Origin of the sequence: Ruegeria sp. HKCCSA071 (assembly GCF_017872555.1) — a bacterium.
Lineage (GTDB): Bacteria > Pseudomonadota > Alphaproteobacteria > Rhodobacterales > Rhodobacteraceae > Ruegeria.
In genome coordinates this window covers 1,071,789-1,087,689 of the sequence record NZ_JAEDOX010000001.1, presented here as the reverse complement: position 1 = coordinate 1,087,689, position 15,901 = coordinate 1,071,789, and the positions used below count along the sequence as shown (strand labels likewise).

Sequence of the window (15,901 nt, the reverse complement as noted above, 5' to 3'; positions counted from 1 at the left end):
GCGCAGCGAAGGTTCCGAGAGAGCCCTAAGCAGAACGTTAGATTTTCTCAGTGTGCCACGCTGCAACAGATACGCTGCCGAATTCAGCGTAAACTGGAGTAGTAACAATCAGCGTTGAAACCTGTTATTTTGCTGATCGTTTCGAGACGGCCCTTTGATCTGTAAGCTGACGTTGTTGTTATACCGTAGCCATATTCCCGTTTTAAGATGATCGGTAAGCCAACGGCGAACTGATGCATGTGGGGGATTTCTGCGTTTGGGTCCTTGATTGCATTTTTCGGAGATTTTTGCAGGGCGCGCTCGCGAAAATCAGAGTAACTCTGCCCACCAATCACCGTTTGATTGGCAAGGTTCTGAAGCCTTGGACCAAGTTTGGCGTCCTTGAAAAAGTCGGTACCGAAACTTCTGGCAACTAGCGCGTAACCAAAGGCGCTTTCTGCTCCCAGAGTGTGATACCAATAGCCGCGGTAGCCGCGAAATGAGTTTTCTTTCAGCATGCCTTGGGCATCTATCTTTTTGATGAAAGAGGAGCGGCGCTTGCGTATTTCGCTTTTGGCGAGCCATGCATCACGTTTCCACCTAGCGTAGGCAAGCACGCCCAAACCATAGTCTCCAAATTCATACAATCCGTCACTTTGCGCGCCGTTTGACGCCAGTGGGGAAAGGAATTTCTTGTAGATCTTGTCAAAGTACGTATCCAGTATTCGTTTCTGGTCTGGTGTCGCGTATTCCTCAAGCACAATGGCCGAATACAACATTGCAACGCCAGTATAGCCAGTGTGTTGCACAACATGCAGTGGACATGGTTGGTCGCTTCGGCCACCTTTCCAGCACTCCACTTTCTTTGCGCTATTATATGATGGGGCATTCAGCAGGGCGTTCGCTTTCCCAAGATTGACCAGAGTGCCCAAGATTTTTTTGCTGGCCGCGGCGTCACCTTTTGCCGCCGCGCCATATGAAACTTCTAAGAGCTTTGTCCACCTTTTGGAGAAGGCATCGTGGTTGACGTTCAGAGAATTGGTGCTCGTCATGCTCGCTGAACTTAGTGCTGAAATCATCTTAAGGTCACTGTTCAGGCGAGATGAAGAAAAAAACTTCGAGCATGCAGAGCCTTGCAGGCGTTCAGCAAAGAAGTCCATTGGGAACGTCACGTTTTGCGCACTTGCCGACGTCGCAATGATCGACGACACTAAAAAAACGGATAAGATCCAATGTCTAAAGAATATTTGCATTTTGCTTCTTCAGGTTCCCCGTATTCAGAGAATTGGAATGTACTGATATTTACAACGTCAAAGGCCCGCTTTTATCAGTTAGTACTATCCACGCGCTCAACTTCTAAAATATACCCTCGTGATGATCCGGTGCCGTTTGCATCGTCCCAATACGGTGAAGGCTGATGAACGTAATTGTGGAACCGAACGACGTCCGAGTTCCCGCCATGATTGTTTGGCTGGCCTTCTGACCAGTTCGAAAACGTAACCGGTTCGCCGCTGACCAGCGCCCACCCACCGTCTGGCTCAATAGCACCTTCCTCCTGATATGTGCCGATCCAAGGTCCGAAAGCTTGCCCATCCTGATGCATATCCCACAAGCGCTCATCGTTCTTAATGAGTTCGAAAACAAAACTGTTCTCAGCTTCGGATGTAATGGAAGCTAAATAGCCACCCCTCTCTTTGGCATCTGCAACAGCTGACTGCCAGGAACTGCCCCATGTCAAAATTGCATAATAGGAATGTTCATTCCATTCGCCTGATGCAACTACGTCAGACATCTGAGGCAGTGGAGGTGCATCCAGGTTGCTTTCAGACGTCCACGGCGGCGATCCACCAGAAAGCGTTGTAGTGCTGTCACGAGCAGTAAGAACATACACAAGACCCAAGCAGGCGGCAGCGAAAAAGGCACCTCCCGCGGCCAGAATGCGCAGCTTATTTTCTTTACGCACACTGACATCTTGGACGCCTTCAACGTTGTAAGCGCGCACCGGACGATCAATGTTCCTTAATCGCTTGGTTCCCATGGCACGGAATCCAAGGGATAGCTTGCCTTGTATCTGGTCGTGTACCTCGCCAGACAAGCAGATTCCACCAGGTTCAGCGAGGCTTTCTAGTCGAGCGGCCACATTTACGCTGTCACCTAAAAGATCACCATCTTGAAGGATCACGTCTCCGACATTTATCCCGATGCGAAACTGAACTTGAGAAGACGACGGAACCGAGAGGTTGCGTGTCCGTATTGCTTCCTGAATTTCAACGGCACATCGCACCGCTTCGACAGAGCTCGCAAATTCAGCAATAATGCTGTCACCTGCGGTGTTGGCAATCCGACCACCAAAATTCTCAATAAGCGCATCAGTCACTGATCGATGCTCTAAGAGCATTTTAGCAGTGCCTTCTTCATCGATGCTGGTAAGACGACTATATCCGGCAACGTCGGCAGCCAGTATCGCTGCAAGACGTCTTGCAATCTTGTTAGAACTCGCTTGCGTTTCGTTATCTTGCGGCAAAATTCATCATCTTCTGATGCAATGGTAAGAGCGTTACGTTCGCGACTAACGCTTACCAAAAAATACCGAGACCAAATCGAAAATCTAGCGCTTTCTCATTTCCAACTCCCGCGGTTTTCCAATGATCAGGCGTTCGTGTAGCTTATTTGCTTCGAGGTGAGTGCCAGCTACATCCGCAGACCACCAGCTCGCCGTACGCTCAATTTTGCCACTGCAGCGAAAGTCTGGTCTGGTGAAGCTATGCCGCAGCGCTTGACCGATCCTCCGATCCGCCGCATGCCTCCCCATCGTCAGTTCGATGACGTGCCACTGTACCACGTATCCGGGGATATTAAAAAAATACCGAATATTGGTATATGTGATATCTAGGAGGCAAACATGGCAAAGAACACTTCGATGTCCCTTGGGGACCATTTTGCCGGTTTCATCGACACTCAGGTCAGCAACGGACGCTACGGCTCGGCAAGCGATGTCGTACGGGCAGGCCTAAGGCTTCTCGAGGAGCATGAAGCCAGAATCCAGGCGCTGAAGGACGCATTGATCGTTGGTGAAAACTCGGGTGAACCACGTGCCTTTGACCGCGAGGCGTTTCAGGAACGCATGCGCCAGAAGAACAGCACCTGATATCTCAAAAATATGTGCTTTCACCGATGGCGGAAGCTGATCTCGAAGGGATTTGAATTTACACGGCGCAAGAATGGTCACGCGAACGAGCCGAGGTGTATTCCAACGACATCATCGACGCGTTTGAAGATATCGCGGCGGGGAAGAAGGCGGGCAGACCATCTTTAGTCCGCGAGGGATATCTCAAGACATTGATCGGTAGGCATGCGATTTACTATCAAATTCGAGGCGAGTTGATCGCGATCATCAGAATACTGCATCAAAGTATGGATATGGAACAGCACTTGTAGTCTCGGCGAATGGCAGAAATGCGGGCTGCACACACAGCATTTGATCGCATTGTCCAAGGTATCCTTCGAGCCGGAGTGAAGGCCGGATTTGACTATGGCCAATTTAATGCTGCGAAGCCGAGAACGACGACATTGAGCCCAAAGTCTCAGATGCCGCGCTTCGTACGAATGTTTGCTAGGTATTTCGACGAGGTGTAAGCCCTGTGATTTGGATAGCAGTTTCGTTGGCTCCATTTACGGCCGCACTTTTGGAGCGGCTATTCCGAGACCTCGTGGGTGGCAAAGGCATCCGCATAGTCAGGATGCCAGCGCGACAGCGCGGGCCGGTTATGGACAATATCACCCAGGGCCCATTCGACGCGTTTCCTGTCGCGGGCTTCTGAGACATCGTTGTCGGGGCAGAGAATATAGAAATCTCCGTTCGACATGCGCTTCAGCAGATAGTCGATGGCCTCGACGCTTGACCATGCCGCCGCGGGCTTTTCGGGCATGAACTTCTGGATCATGCCCGTATAGGTAAAGCCGGGCACAAACAAATGGACGCTGATTTCGGCACCCGCCTCGCGCAGCTCGTGGGCCAGCATCTCGGTCATGACCTTCACAGCGGCCTTGCTGGTGTTATAGGCGGCGTTACCGGGTGGCGTGGTGATCCCCTGTTTCGAGCCTGTGTTGATAACCACGGCAGGGCGTGCTGCGGCGATCATCCGCGGCAGGAAGGCGTGCACTCCGTTCACGACGCCAAACAGATTGACCTCTATCAGTTTCCGCCAGTTCTCACTGTTTTCCCAACTGCCGGTCGGCAGCGCAATCCCGGCATTGTTCATCAAAACAGCCACCTCTCCGAGTTCAAAGACCTGATCGGCGAGATCCGTCATGGCTGCGGCGTTGGTCACGTCCGCGGGGATCGCCCGAACCGTCTGGGACGTATCCGCCAGTTCGATCAAATCCGCCTCGGCCTTGTCCAGCGCCTCTCCCGGAAGATCGACCAGCACAACACCCAGACCCGCCTGCAGGAACCGTTTGGCCGCAGCGAGACCCACGCCGCTTGCCGCCCCGGTGACAACGGCCAGGCCGCCTTTTTCGACTGCTTTTTGGTACATGTTTTTTCCTCTCATGATGACGGGTCACGTCGTGTTTCAGGGCGCCATCTTTTGTTTAATGCCCCCGATGAACGCCGCATCGTCCTGTTGTTTGCGGGCATCCAGCAAAGCCTCGGCATCAGGTCCTGCGCGATACCGTAAACGGTCGCTGCTATCGTTGGCCGCGTCCCAAATCACCTCAGCAACCGTCTCTGGCGCAGAAGGGTTCGATGCGAGTCTGCCGAACAGGCGCCCCATAGCTTCGGCCATCGGCGTGTAGCCTGACAGATTTTCATCCATCGCAAAATCGAACGAGCTGCCGCCGAAATTCGTCTGGATCATGCCAGGCTGAACAATACGCACCCGTATGCCCAACGGTTCCAACTCGTAGTGCAGGGCTTCGGACAGACCTTCCACCGCAAACTTGGTGCCGTGATAAAGCGCGCCCAGTGGGAAGGTGATCTGCCCACCGATGGACGAGATATTGATCACCGTGCCGGAACGGTTTTGACGAAAGTGCGGAAGCACCGCTTTGGTCACCTCTATCAAGCCGATAACGTTGGTGTCGAACTGGCGTCGGATGCGGTCCATCGTAAAGGCTTCGAGCGCGCCATAGGCCCCATAGCCTGCATTGTTCAGCAAAACGTCGATCTGTCCAAAGCGATCGATGCCCTCTGCCACGGCCGTCGCGATTGATTTGGCATCCGTCACGTCCAGCCGCGCCAGGTGGACGTTCTCAAAATTGGCAAGATCCAAGCCGCTGGCAGGGGTCCGCATCGTGGCAACGACGTTCCATCCCCTGGCCTGAAAATACCCGGCCGTTGCCGCGCCGATACCGGACGACGCGCCGGTAATTAGAATGGTCTTCATATCATCGATCCCCTGGTGCCTATAAGCACAATACTCAAGAAATCTGCGTGACTCTTTTTCTATACTCCAAAATTTTTGCACAATTCTCTGGAAACGGAATTTTTTTAAGAAGTAAGTCTGCGTCCATGCAAAAGGAGGGCAAAGGCCTTATCAGAAGAACTTTGCTTGAGCGGGGCAGGGCGGTTGCGCAGCTTTTGCCCATGACCAATCCTGCCTCTTTCAAGTGTTTCAAATCCAGTCCCGAGATTATCCGCCTCGCAGTGATGCTGTACATCCGTTTCCCGCTCTCGCTTCGGAATGTCGAAGACATGTTGCACGAGCGAGGCATCGACGTGAGCCACGAAACTGTCCGGTATTGGTGGAACAGGTTTGGCCCAGTGTTTGCTGCTGAAATTCGAAGAATGCGTGTTCAGCAATTGAGAGCATACTGCAAATGGAAGTGGCGCGTAGACGAAGTTTTCGTGAAGGTGAATGGCAAGCGGCATTACCTTTGGCGGGCTGTGGATCATGACGGCGAGGTGCAGGAGGCCGTTGTTGCCAAACGCAGAAACAAAGCTGCGGCGCTGAAATTCCTCAAGAAATTGATGAAGCGACATGGTAAGGCGGAAACCGTCGCCACGGGTCGCTTCGCATCGTACCGGGCCGCTCTCAGAAAGCTTGGCTCTACCGAAAAACAAAGGACGGGTAGGTGGCTCAACAACCGCGTCGAGAACTCGCACCTGCCTTTCCGACGAAGAGAACGCGCGATGCAGCGTTTCAGGCGCATGCAAAGTTTGCAGAAGTTCGCCGCCGTCCACGCGTCCGTCTACAACCACTTCAACCAGGAAAGATCGCTAGCCAGCCGAGACAACTTCAAGTTGACACGCACCGCCGCTCTCGCCGAGTGGCGTCAGCTTTGTTCTGGATAGGTTCGTGGTTTCTGCGGCAAACTGAGAATGGTTCGAATTCGTCTGACAGCACCGCCACTCACACCGTCTTTGTTCAGCGTTTTTTGCAGAGAGTCGAACTGCCGCGCCGGCCGGACGCCAACAGCTTCCGGATCAAAAATGCCGTGATGTTCGTTGCGTCCCAGTCAGCCACCCAGTCGCTGCGCAGGTTCGGTAAGTTGGTCTGACTTCACATTCAGCGAACCACGTGGTCCGTGAAAACAAACAGAAATTGCAAATAAGTTATATTGCGTCTACAGCTTTTGCCGGAGGCACGTATGAAACTGACATCCTATTCCAACTATGCGCTGCGGTCTTTGCAACTGGCTGCGCTCAAGGCCCCGGATCGCATTCGCGTTGACGATGTCGTGCGGGTGCATGGCCTTGCCCGGCCGCATATCGTAAAAATCGTGCACGAGTTGGGTCGGGCCGGGTATCTGGAAACAGCACGCGGCAGAGGCGGTGGTTTCTGGTTGGCGAAACCGGCGGAACAGATCAAAATCGGCGATGTAATTCGCCTGACCGAAGGGCCCCTGGATGTGGTCGAATGCTTTAACCCTGAAAAAAACACCTGCCCTCTGATCGGAATATGTAAACTGTCTCAAGCGATCCAAAAGGCAACAGGGGCATTCATGGCTGTGCTTGATGATCTGACGCTGGCTGACATCGCCTCAAACAGAAACGAGTTGTTGAACCGTATCGCGCCGATTGAAGAGGGCATCGTGGCACCCATGCGCAACGCAAGATGACAATTTTGGACTGGACTGAGCGATTTCATGGGACAAGTCGCCTTCCGAAAGCTGTGCGGGATAGGTTACGTACGGCGGCCCGTATCGTGCGGTGCCCTAAAGGTGGCCAGGTTTTCGGACCCGACAACGTCCCCGACAGCCTGTTGTTCCTGTATGACGGACGGATACGCGTTTCTCAAAGTTCGGATTCGGGCCGCGAGATCGTGCTCTATCGGGTCGAGGCGGGGGAAAGCTGTGTGCTGACGACGGCTTGCATGCTGGCAGAGGAAGCATATAACGCTGAAGGTACTGCCGAAACCGACGTAACGGCGGTGACCTTGCCGAAACATGCCTTCGATCGACTGGTCTCGGAAGAAGACGCATTTCGCGAGTTTGTGTTTGAGGCCTACTCGCGCCGGCTGATTGATCTGTTGCGGGTGGTGGATGACGTGGCATTCGGGCACTTGGATATTCGCCTTGCTGAACGTCTTCTGGTTCTGGCCGGGGGGCGGGAATACATTCAGGCAACGCATCAGCAACTCGCCAGCGAACTGGGCACCGCGCGTGAAGTTGTTTCGCGGATATTACAGGACTTTCAAAAGCGCGAGATGATTACACAATCGCGGGGGCGCATTGCGATAACCGACAAGGCGGCTTTGAAACAGTTGGCGCAAAGCACCTGACCATTTCGGGAAATTTTCCGGTTTCGTGACTTTGTCACTGAAGTCGGGGTTTCAAAGTTATATTTACTCCTCAACTTTTCATGCCGCCACGGTGAATGCAGGTCTCACGCGAAGGCCGGATGTGGGCTGGCAGAAACGGAGGAGGCGAAGATGAAGGACCGCAATCCCGCCCGGACGTTCGGCGGCATCGCCATTGCGTTGCTTGTTGCTGCTTTGGTCGGCGCGGCTGGCAGTTACATCTTTCTGATGTCCGGGCACGGGCATCGCCAGGGCATGGCCGGTGAACGGGCAGAGCATCGTCATGGTGCAGACGGGCAAGGCCACGACGAGGTCAACATGCCGGGGCTGCGGGGCGAGAACGCGACGCCCGAGGAAAGCGCCGAGCTGGCTGTGATGTTCCGCAATTTCGATACGATCACGCGCGAGGTTGAAAACCTTCCCAATGGAATTCGCACTGTCACAAGATCTTCCGACCCGGATGTCATGGATGCTCTGGTCTCCCATGTTGCCGGGATGATCGATCGGGTGGGCCGCAAGGATGATCCGATGATCATCATTCAGAGCCCGACCCTCGACATATTTTTTAAAAATGGCGACAAGATCACGTCGGATATCGAAGTGACCTCTGAAGGGATCGTAGTGGTGCAAACATCCGACGATCCGGAAATAGCCAAAGCCATGCATATCCATGCGGCCGAAGTGAGCGCGATGGCGGATCGCGGCATGGACGCCGTCCACGAAATGATGATGACACGCGGCGGAAACGGGTAACGGATCCGCGCCAGTTAGGAGGCAAGATCATGAATGATCAGAAGTCAATCGAGATACACAACCAAAAGATGGCCGACGCGATAGCGACGCCGATTGGAAGCTACCCAGTGGATCTGAGCGTGAAACCCGATGTTCAGGGTTTTTACGACGAGGCAACGGCGACAATCAGTTATATCGTTGCGGACCCGACCTCGAATTCCTGTGCGATTATCGACAGTGTCATGGACATCGATTATGCCGCTGGCCGTATTACGTTTGGCCATGCCGACATGCTGATTGCCGAGGTTGAGAAGAGGGGCCTCAAGCTGGAATGGATCATTGAGACCCACGCCCATGCCGACCACCTGTCAGCCGCGCCTTACATCCAGCAAAAGCTGGGCGGCAAGATCGGCATCGGTGAAAACATCAAGATCGTGCAAGACGTGTTTGGCAAGATCTTCAATGAAGGCACCGAATTTCAGCGGGACGGCAGCCAGTTTGACGCCCTGTTCGTCGATGGCATGACCTACAAGATCGGCAACATGACCGCCTTTACCATGCATACACCGGGCCACACACCCGCCTGCATGGTGCATGTTGTCGGGGATGCAGCCTTTGTGGGCGACACGTTGTTCATGCCTGACGGTGGCTCGGCGCGGGCCGATTTCCCCGGTGGCGACGCGGGGACATTATTTGACTCGATCCACAAAGTGCTCAGCCTGCCGGACGAAACCCGGCTGTTCATGTGTCACGATTATGGTCCCAACGGGCGTGACATCCAGTGGGAAACCACGGTGGCCGAGGAGAAGGCTCACAACATTCACGTGGGCGGCGGCAAGACAAGGGACGAGTTCATCAAAATGCGGTCCGAGCGGGACGCGACGCTGGCGATGCCGACACTGATCGTGCCCTCGATTCAGGTCAACATCCGGGCGGGTGGTATTCCAACGGACCAGGATGGGAACCAGATGCTCAAAGTCCCAGTCAACAAGCTCTGAACGCAAGAGGCACCCATGGACATCAGGAAGATATCAGGCGCAGTTTCGGTTTCACCGCAGATTACGCCAGGTGACATAGAGGCCATAAAAGGCGCGGGCTTTCGTGCCATCATTTGCAACCGCCCCGATGGCGAAGGTGCCGATCAGCCGACGTTCGAGGAAATCGAGGCAGCAGCGAAAAAACTGGGTCTCGAGGTGCGCTATGTTCCAGTGCAAACCGGGATCGTCAGGGATGCCGACGCTGAGGCCTTTGGTAGTGCACTGACTGAGTTGCCGGGTCCGGTTCTGGCTTATTGCCGGACCGGCACGCGCTCGGCCACTTTGTGGTCGCTGAACGAGGCGGCGCACAAGCGTCCGGTGTCCGAGATTCTGTCAGCCACCAAGGTCGCCGGTTATGACATGAGCGGCGTTGCCCGCCGCATTGCCAATGGTGGGAAAACGCCGACCGACACGGGCGACGCATCCTTTGACGTGGTTATCGTGGGTGGTGGGGCAGGTGGTATAGCCACTGCGGCCAGCCTGCACGCGCGCAAATCCGACCTGTCCATTGCCATCATTGATCCGTCTGACGTGCACTATTATCAGCCCGGCTGGACTTTGGTGGGCGGGGGTGTCTTCTCAGCAGAACAGACCGCCAAGACGATGGGGTCGCTGATCCCGCGCGGGGTGAAGTGGATCAAGGCGGCAGTTGCGGCCTTCGAGCCGCAGAACAATGCCGTTATTCTGGATGGCTGTCGCGTGGTGAAATACGACCGTCTTGTCGTGTCTCCGGGGCTCAAGCTGGACTGGGGCGCGGTCGAAGGGCTGGAAGAAACCTTGGGCCGCAACGGGGTGACTTCGAACTACCGTTATGATCTGGCGCCCTACACATGGCAGCTTGTCGAAGGGCTGAAGGAAGGCCGGGCGCTGTTCACACAGCCGCCGATGCCGATCAAATGCGCGGGCGCGCCACAAAAAGCGCTGTACCTGTCGGGTGATGCGTGGTTCCGGCGCGGCGTTCTGGAGGATATCGACATCCAGTTCATGAACGCGGGCGGCGTGCTGTTCGGGGTCAAGGACTATGTTCCGGCGCTGATGGAATACGTCAGAAAATACGATGCCTCTCTGAATTTTTTTCACAATCTGGTGTCGGTAGATGGGACGGCAAAAAAAGCGACCTTTAAGGTTGCAGTACCCGACGCCGAGCCCGAGTTGGTCACAGTCGAGTTTGACATGATGCATGTCTGCCCACCACAGGTCGCGCCGGACTTTATTCGCGTGTCGCCGCTGGCGGATGCTGCGGGCTGGGTCGATGTTGATCAGGCGACACTGCGCCACAAGAGTTTCGACAATATCTGGTCGCTGGGTGACGTGATGAACGCGCCCAACGCCAAAACCGCTGCGGCGGCGCGTAAACAGGCACCGACCGTGGCCGATAATATCGTGGCAGACATTCAGGGCCGCGGCCCGGTTGCCGCCTATGACGGCTACGGTTCGTGCCCGTTGACGGTCGAGCGCGGCAAGATCGTTCTGGCCGAGTTTGCATATGGTGGGGTAATGACACCCAGCTTCCCGAAATTCCTGATCGACGGAACCCAACCCAGCCGGTTGGCGTGGCTGTTGAAAGAGAAGCTGCTGCCGCCGATTTACTGGTCTGCGATGCTGAAGGGCAAAGAGTGGTTGGCCAAGCCCGAACCACTGAAGGTGGCGACCGATTAACTCCTTTCGAAACTGACACCGGAAGAACCGGTGTCAGTTCTGGCCTGTGCCGCCTCCACCAAATGTGCAACGGGCCGCCGCTTTCTCAGGACGTGAACCTATGCAGAGCCTTTTACGTTTCCTTCCAATTCTGGACTGGGGTCGCCAGTATAGCCGTGCGTCCCTCTCGAATGATCTGATCGCGGCTGTGATCGTCACGATCATGCTGATCCCACAGTCCTTGGCCTATGCCTTGCTGGCAGGGCTGCCGCCCGAGGCCGGGATATATGCTTCGATATTGCCGATCATCCTTTATGCGGTTTTTGGCACCAGTCGGGCGTTGGCGGTGGGGCCTGTCGCGGTTGTGTCGCTGCTGACAGCCAGCGCCGTGGGGCAGGTGGCCGAGCAGGGCACGGCCGGATACATGGTGGCGGCACTGACGCTGGCTTTCCTGTCGGGTGGGTTTCTGGTGCTGTTGGGCGTTTTTCGACTGGGCTTTCTGGCCAATTTCCTCAGCCATCCTGTCATCGCAGGCTTTATTACCGCATCGGGTCTCCTGATCGCGACCAGCCAGTTGAAGCATATTTTGGGTGTCGACGCCCATGGGCATACCCTGCCGGGGATGTTAGGTTCAATCTTCGAAAACCTCGGGCAAATCAGTTGGCTGACGGTAATCATCGGCGTGCTGGCCACTGCGTTTCTGTTCTGGGTGCGCAAGAACCTCAAGCCCGCGTTGCGGCGCATGGGGGTGCCGCCCCTGCTGGCTGACGTGCTGACCAAGGCCGGACCAGTGGCTGCCGTGGTGGTGACCACAGTGGTCGTCTGGGGGTTCGGGCTGGATGTGCGGGGCGTCAAGATTGTTGGCGACGTGCCCCAGAACCTTCCGCCGCTGACTTTGCCGGGGCTGTCCTCGGACCTCATCGGTGCATTGCTGGTGCCAGCGATCCTGATCTCGATCATCGGTTTTGTCGAAAGCATCTCGGTTGCGCAGACGCTGGCTGCCAAGAAACGCCAGCGCGTGGACCCCGATCAGGAGTTGATCGGTCTGGGTGCAGCAAACCTGGGCGCGGCGTTTACCGGCGGCTTTCCGGTCACCGGCGGGTTCTCACGCTCGGTGGTGAACTTCGATGCGGGGGCGGAAACTCCAGCGGCAGGCATTTACACCGCTGGTGGTTTGGCGATTGCTGCACTGTTCCTGACACCTCTGGTGTACTTTTTGCCCAAGGCCACGCTGGCCGCGACGATCATTGTTGCGGTGCTGAGCCTCGTGGACCTGTCGATCCTGAAAAAGACATGGGGATATTCGCGCGCCGATTTTACCGCCGTAGCCGCCACCATCGTTCTGACTTTGCTGGCCGGGGTCGAAACTGGCGTGGCCAGCGGCGTGGCAATTTCGATCCTTCTGCATCTCTACAAAACCTCGCGCCCGCATGTGGCCGAGGTCGGGCTTGTGCCGGGTACGCAACACTTCCGCAACATCAATCGCCACAAGGTCGCCACCGAGCCGTCACTGGTGACGCTGCGGGTGGATGAAAGCCTGTATTTCGTGAACGCCCGTTTCCTCGAAGACCTGATCCAGGCGCGAGTGACCGAAGGCTGCGATATCCGCAACGTGGTTTTGATGTTCTCGGCGGTGAACGAGGTCGACTTTTCAGCCCTCGAAAGCCTTGAGGCCATTAACCATCGCCTGCGTGACATGGGCGTTGGTCTGCACCTGTCCGAAGTCAAAGGCCCCGTCATGGACCGTCTGAAACAGTCGCATTTCCTCGACGACCTCAACGGGCAAATCTTTCTGGCTCAGTACGACGCATGGCAGCGGTTGACCGCACCGGACAGAGTAACAGCAGCGGCAGAGTAACCGGAGACGCATTCAGGTCAGAGTCCCGCGGGAAGTGCCGATGCGGGTTTAACAATCGGGTTCAACTTGAATGGGTAGGATGCGGTGGGTGGCACTTATCCACGTTCAGGAAGGGATTTGCTACGACGTCAGATCAATAACGCAACGTAGCGAAATCGAGCGGAAGCGCATCAAAGCTTTGCCAGATTTGCTCACAATACTCGGACTGAGCAACCGCAAAACGAACCATCCTGATTGTCAGTTCCTGTGAAGGAAGCGTGCTGTCAGCGCGTTGAAGCTGACCTGTTGCCAGGGACGCAGCAACCAGAGAATGAGGTAACCAGGCAACGCCAATTCCATTCATGGCATATTGTTGCATCGCAAGTGTCAGGGCTGTTTCAGCTCTGGTCACAAGTGTGGTTTCCTCTGGTAATCGCGGCGCGATTTTCCGAGCGAAAACTTGACCCAAAAACACATCGGGCGGATAGCCTATGACCGGAAGTGCCGCACTGGTGATTTTGTTGCGAACAGAGGGCGCGCAAACGGGAATCAAAGTGTCCGTGCCAAGTGTCTTGGCTTCGAATGCGTCACCAATACTGCTTATTTCGTCGCCCGGAACCGAATACATGATCGCGAAATCGACCTGTTTTGAGATCAGGTTCAAAAGACATTCGTCCTGGTTCCCCGATCGCACGTGAATTGAGATATCGTCATTCTCGGTCAGCGTTTGCACGATCCTTGGCGAAATCGTGGTCGTCAAAGCATGTTGGCACACAAACGACAGTGACTTCCCGGTTTGGTCATTCGCTGTCTTCAGCACATGTCGCAGTTTGTGCAGCCGCGTACTAAGCTCTCTCAGTTCGGGCTCCAATGACTGAATGCCAGGCATAAGTGATACGGGCTTGCGGCGGCGGTCAAACAGGGTGGCTCCGACGCTGTTTTCGATAAGCCGTATCCGCCGGGTGAAGGCCGATTGAGTGAGAAGCCGCTTTTCAGCGGCTCGTGTCAACGAACCGCCATCCAAAACAGCCAAAATGTCATCGATCCATTCCAAGCGCATGGGGTTTAAATAGACCAAGGATATCTAATATGCAATTCATGCAAGTTATGAGTTGAATTTTGAATTAGATACGCGGTTCAAGCGATGATAAATTGCCGAAAGTCAATGTTAGGAGCCTCCACATGCATCTCGCCCGCTTTCCCCGTGTGCACCTTGCCCATCTGCCGACGCCGCTGGAGCCGATGAAGCGACTGTCCAAGGAGCTGGGGGTGGAAATCTGGATCAAACGCGATGACTGCACCGGTATGTCGACCGGTGGCAACAAGACCCGAAAGCTGGAATTCCTGATGGCCGAAGCCGAGGCGCAGGGCGCGGATATGGTCATGACGCAAGGGGCGACACAAACCAACCACGGACGACAGACAGCCGCTTTTGCGGCCAAGCTGGGATTTGATTGCCATATCCTGCTGGAAGATCGCACCGGTTATCAGGACGGAAACTACAACACCAACGGCAATGTCCTGTTGGATCACCTGCACGGTGCAACGACCGAAAAATTTCCCGGCGGGCATGACATGCCGGCCGAGATGGAAAAAGCAGCAGAGAAGAAAAGGGCAGAAGGACGCAACGTCTACGTCATCCCCGGCGGTGGATCAAACCCGACAGGTGCCCTTGGCTATGTGAACGCAGCTTTTGAGCTTTTGGGTCAAGCCAACGACCGTGGTTTGAGAATTGACCGGCTGGTGCACGCGACCGGCTCTTCGGGAACGCAGGCGGGGCTGGTGACCGGCATGTGCGCCATGAACGCGAAGGTGCCGGTTATGGGGATCGGGACCAGGGCGCCCCAGCCTAAACAGGAACAAATGGTTTACGATCTAGCCTGCAAAACAGCCGAGAAGCTGGGATGCGCAGGCGTCGTGAACCGCGAAGACGTGATGGCCAATACCGACTATGTCGGGCAGGGTTATGGCCTGCCAACCGAAAGTGGTATCGAGGCAATCCGAATGTTTGCCGAGTTGGAGGGGATACTTTTGGATCCCTGCTATTCGGCAAAAGGTGCGGCAGGTCTTATTGATCTTGCACGCAAAAGCGAGTTCCAGGACCAGCGTGTCGTATTCCTGCACACCGGCGGTGCAGCGGCCCTGGGAGGGTATGACTTTGTATTCGATCATCAGAACCGCTGGGTCAATATCTGACCAATGACGCGGGCCCCGATCGGTATTCTTGGTGGCATGGGTCCCGAGGCGACTATCCTCCTCCAGCGCAAGCTGGTGGAGGCAGTGCCGGCAAGCGATGATCGCGACCATATCCCGTTGTTGATCGATATGAACCCGCAGGTGCCGTCTCGCATTGCTCACCTGATTGACGGAACGGGCGAGGATCCGGGGCCTGTGCTTGCTGCGATGGCACGTCGTCTTCAAGCTGCCGGGGCTGTGGCATTGGCTATGCCGTGCAACACCGCACATTACTATGCTGCTGCGATTACGGATGCCGCGACTATTCCCTTGTTGAACATGGTGGAATTGGCAGTGGATCGTGCCGCCCGGATGATCGGACCGGGTGGGTGTGTCGGGATGCTGGCGTCGCCCGCGCTGCAGCGCGTAGGTCTTTTCGACACGGCGTTTCAGGCGCGGGGAATGTCAGTTGTCTGGCCAGCAGATGAGGGCAAGATGCTTGCGGCCATCCGCAGGATCAAGGCCGGTGACTCTTACAATGAGGCACGCCAAACTCTGAATACAGTATCTGCGGAACTGATTGGTGCCGGGGCAGATATGCAACTTATCGCGTGTTCAGAGTTTTCGATAATCGCCGACAGTGTCGCCGCGGACGTAATTGCCGTCGATACGATTGACCTGTTGGTTGATGCAATCATCGCGTTTTCCCAAGCAAATCGCACCCACCCTTGATCTGGCTGAAAGTGGGGCAAGTGATAAGG

General features: G+C 55.4%; 15 protein-coding genes. 10 read left to right on the top strand and 5 right to left on the bottom strand.

Annotated features, from left to right (window positions below):
- Positions 1-83: 83 nt before the first annotated feature.
- Together I9188_RS05395 and I9188_RS05390 are read right to left on the bottom strand one after the other, a co-directional pair.
- Complete coding sequence (locus I9188_RS05395) at positions 84-1,232, bottom strand: hypothetical protein (RefSeq protein ID WP_209504387.1); 1,149 nt, start codon at positions 1,230-1,232, stop codon at positions 84-86.
- A gap of 74 nt (positions 1,233-1,306) precedes the next feature.
- Positions 1,307-2,503, bottom strand: coding sequence for an adenylate/guanylate cyclase domain-containing protein (locus I9188_RS05390; protein WP_209504386.1), 1,197 nt, complete (start codon positions 2,501-2,503; stop codon positions 1,307-1,309).
- A gap of 378 nt (positions 2,504-2,881) precedes the next feature.
- Here I9188_RS05390 and I9188_RS05385 point away from each other — a divergent pair, with 378 nt between their 5' ends.
- Positions 2,882-3,127, top strand: coding sequence for a type II toxin-antitoxin system ParD family antitoxin (locus tag I9188_RS05385; protein WP_209504385.1), 246 nt, complete (start codon positions 2,882-2,884; stop codon positions 3,125-3,127).
- Positions 3,128-3,674: 547 nt separating this feature from the next.
- On the opposite strand, the gene I9188_RS05375 is transcribed toward I9188_RS05385, so the two are convergent.
- Together I9188_RS05375 and I9188_RS05370 are read right to left on the bottom strand one after the other, a co-directional pair.
- Positions 3,675-4,517, bottom strand: coding sequence for an SDR family NAD(P)-dependent oxidoreductase (locus I9188_RS05375; RefSeq protein WP_209504383.1), 843 nt, complete (start codon positions 4,515-4,517; stop codon positions 3,675-3,677).
- Between the two features lie 36 nt (positions 4,518-4,553).
- Entirely contained in the window at positions 4,554-5,366 is an 813-nt protein-coding gene (locus I9188_RS05370) for an SDR family oxidoreductase (protein WP_209504382.1), read from the bottom strand.
- Positions 5,367-5,566: 200 nt separating this feature from the next.
- Between I9188_RS05370 and I9188_RS05365 the strand changes: the two genes are divergently transcribed.
- The 7 genes from I9188_RS05365 (at position 5,567) to sulP (ending at position 12,986) form a co-directional block, all read left to right on the top strand.
- Positions 5,567-6,274: an IS6 family transposase gene (locus tag I9188_RS05365; protein WP_209504914.1), complete on the top strand. Its 708-nt coding sequence runs from the start codon at positions 5,567-5,569 to the stop codon at positions 6,272-6,274.
- A 296-nt stretch (positions 6,275-6,570) separates the two neighbouring features.
- Positions 6,571-7,041 carry an Rrf2 family transcriptional regulator gene (locus I9188_RS05360; protein ID WP_209504381.1) on the top strand — a complete coding sequence of 157 codons (471 nt, stop codon included), beginning with the start codon at positions 6,571-6,573 and terminating at the stop codon, positions 7,039-7,041.
- Positions 7,038-7,703 (top strand): Crp/Fnr family transcriptional regulator, encoded by a 666-nt coding sequence (locus I9188_RS05355; protein WP_209504380.1) that lies wholly within the window; start codon positions 7,038-7,040, stop codon positions 7,701-7,703. Before I9188_RS05360 ends, I9188_RS05355 begins: the two co-directional genes overlap by 4 nt.
- Positions 7,704-7,853: 150 nt before the next feature.
- On the top strand, positions 7,854-8,474 hold the full coding sequence (locus I9188_RS05350; protein ID WP_245220422.1) for a hypothetical protein: 621 nt from the start codon (positions 7,854-7,856) through the stop codon (positions 8,472-8,474).
- A gap of 92 nt (positions 8,475-8,566) precedes the next feature.
- A complete protein-coding gene (locus tag I9188_RS05345) occupies positions 8,567-9,451 on the top strand; it encodes an MBL fold metallo-hydrolase (protein ID WP_209504912.1) in 885 nt (294 codons plus the stop codon).
- A gap of 15 nt (positions 9,452-9,466) precedes the next feature.
- Positions 9,467-11,149 (top strand): bifunctional protein tyrosine phosphatase family protein/NAD(P)/FAD-dependent oxidoreductase, encoded by a 1,683-nt coding sequence (locus tag I9188_RS05340; RefSeq protein WP_209504379.1) that lies wholly within the window; start codon positions 9,467-9,469, stop codon positions 11,147-11,149.
- 100 nt (positions 11,150-11,249) lie between these two features.
- The gene (sulP, locus tag I9188_RS05335; RefSeq protein WP_209504378.1) at positions 11,250-12,986 is read left to right on the top strand and encodes a sulfate permease; all 1,737 of its coding nucleotides are present in this window, start codon (positions 11,250-11,252) and stop codon (positions 12,984-12,986) included.
- Positions 12,987-13,119: 133 nt separating this feature from the next.
- On the opposite strand, the gene I9188_RS05330 is transcribed toward sulP, so the two are convergent.
- Positions 13,120-14,025 (bottom strand): LysR substrate-binding domain-containing protein, encoded by a 906-nt coding sequence (locus I9188_RS05330; protein WP_209504911.1) that lies wholly within the window; start codon positions 14,023-14,025, stop codon positions 13,120-13,122.
- A gap of 122 nt (positions 14,026-14,147) precedes the next feature.
- Here I9188_RS05330 and I9188_RS05325 point away from each other — a divergent pair, with 122 nt between their 5' ends.
- Both I9188_RS05325 and I9188_RS05320 read left to right on the top strand, forming a co-directional pair.
- On the top strand, positions 14,148-15,161 hold the full coding sequence (locus I9188_RS05325) for a D-cysteine desulfhydrase (RefSeq protein WP_209504377.1): 1,014 nt from the start codon (positions 14,148-14,150) through the stop codon (positions 15,159-15,161).
- A gap of 3 nt (positions 15,162-15,164) precedes the next feature.
- On the top strand, positions 15,165-15,872 hold the full coding sequence (locus I9188_RS05320) for an amino acid racemase (RefSeq protein WP_209504376.1): 708 nt from the start codon (positions 15,165-15,167) through the stop codon (positions 15,870-15,872).
- Positions 15,873-15,901: the final 29 nt, after the last annotated feature.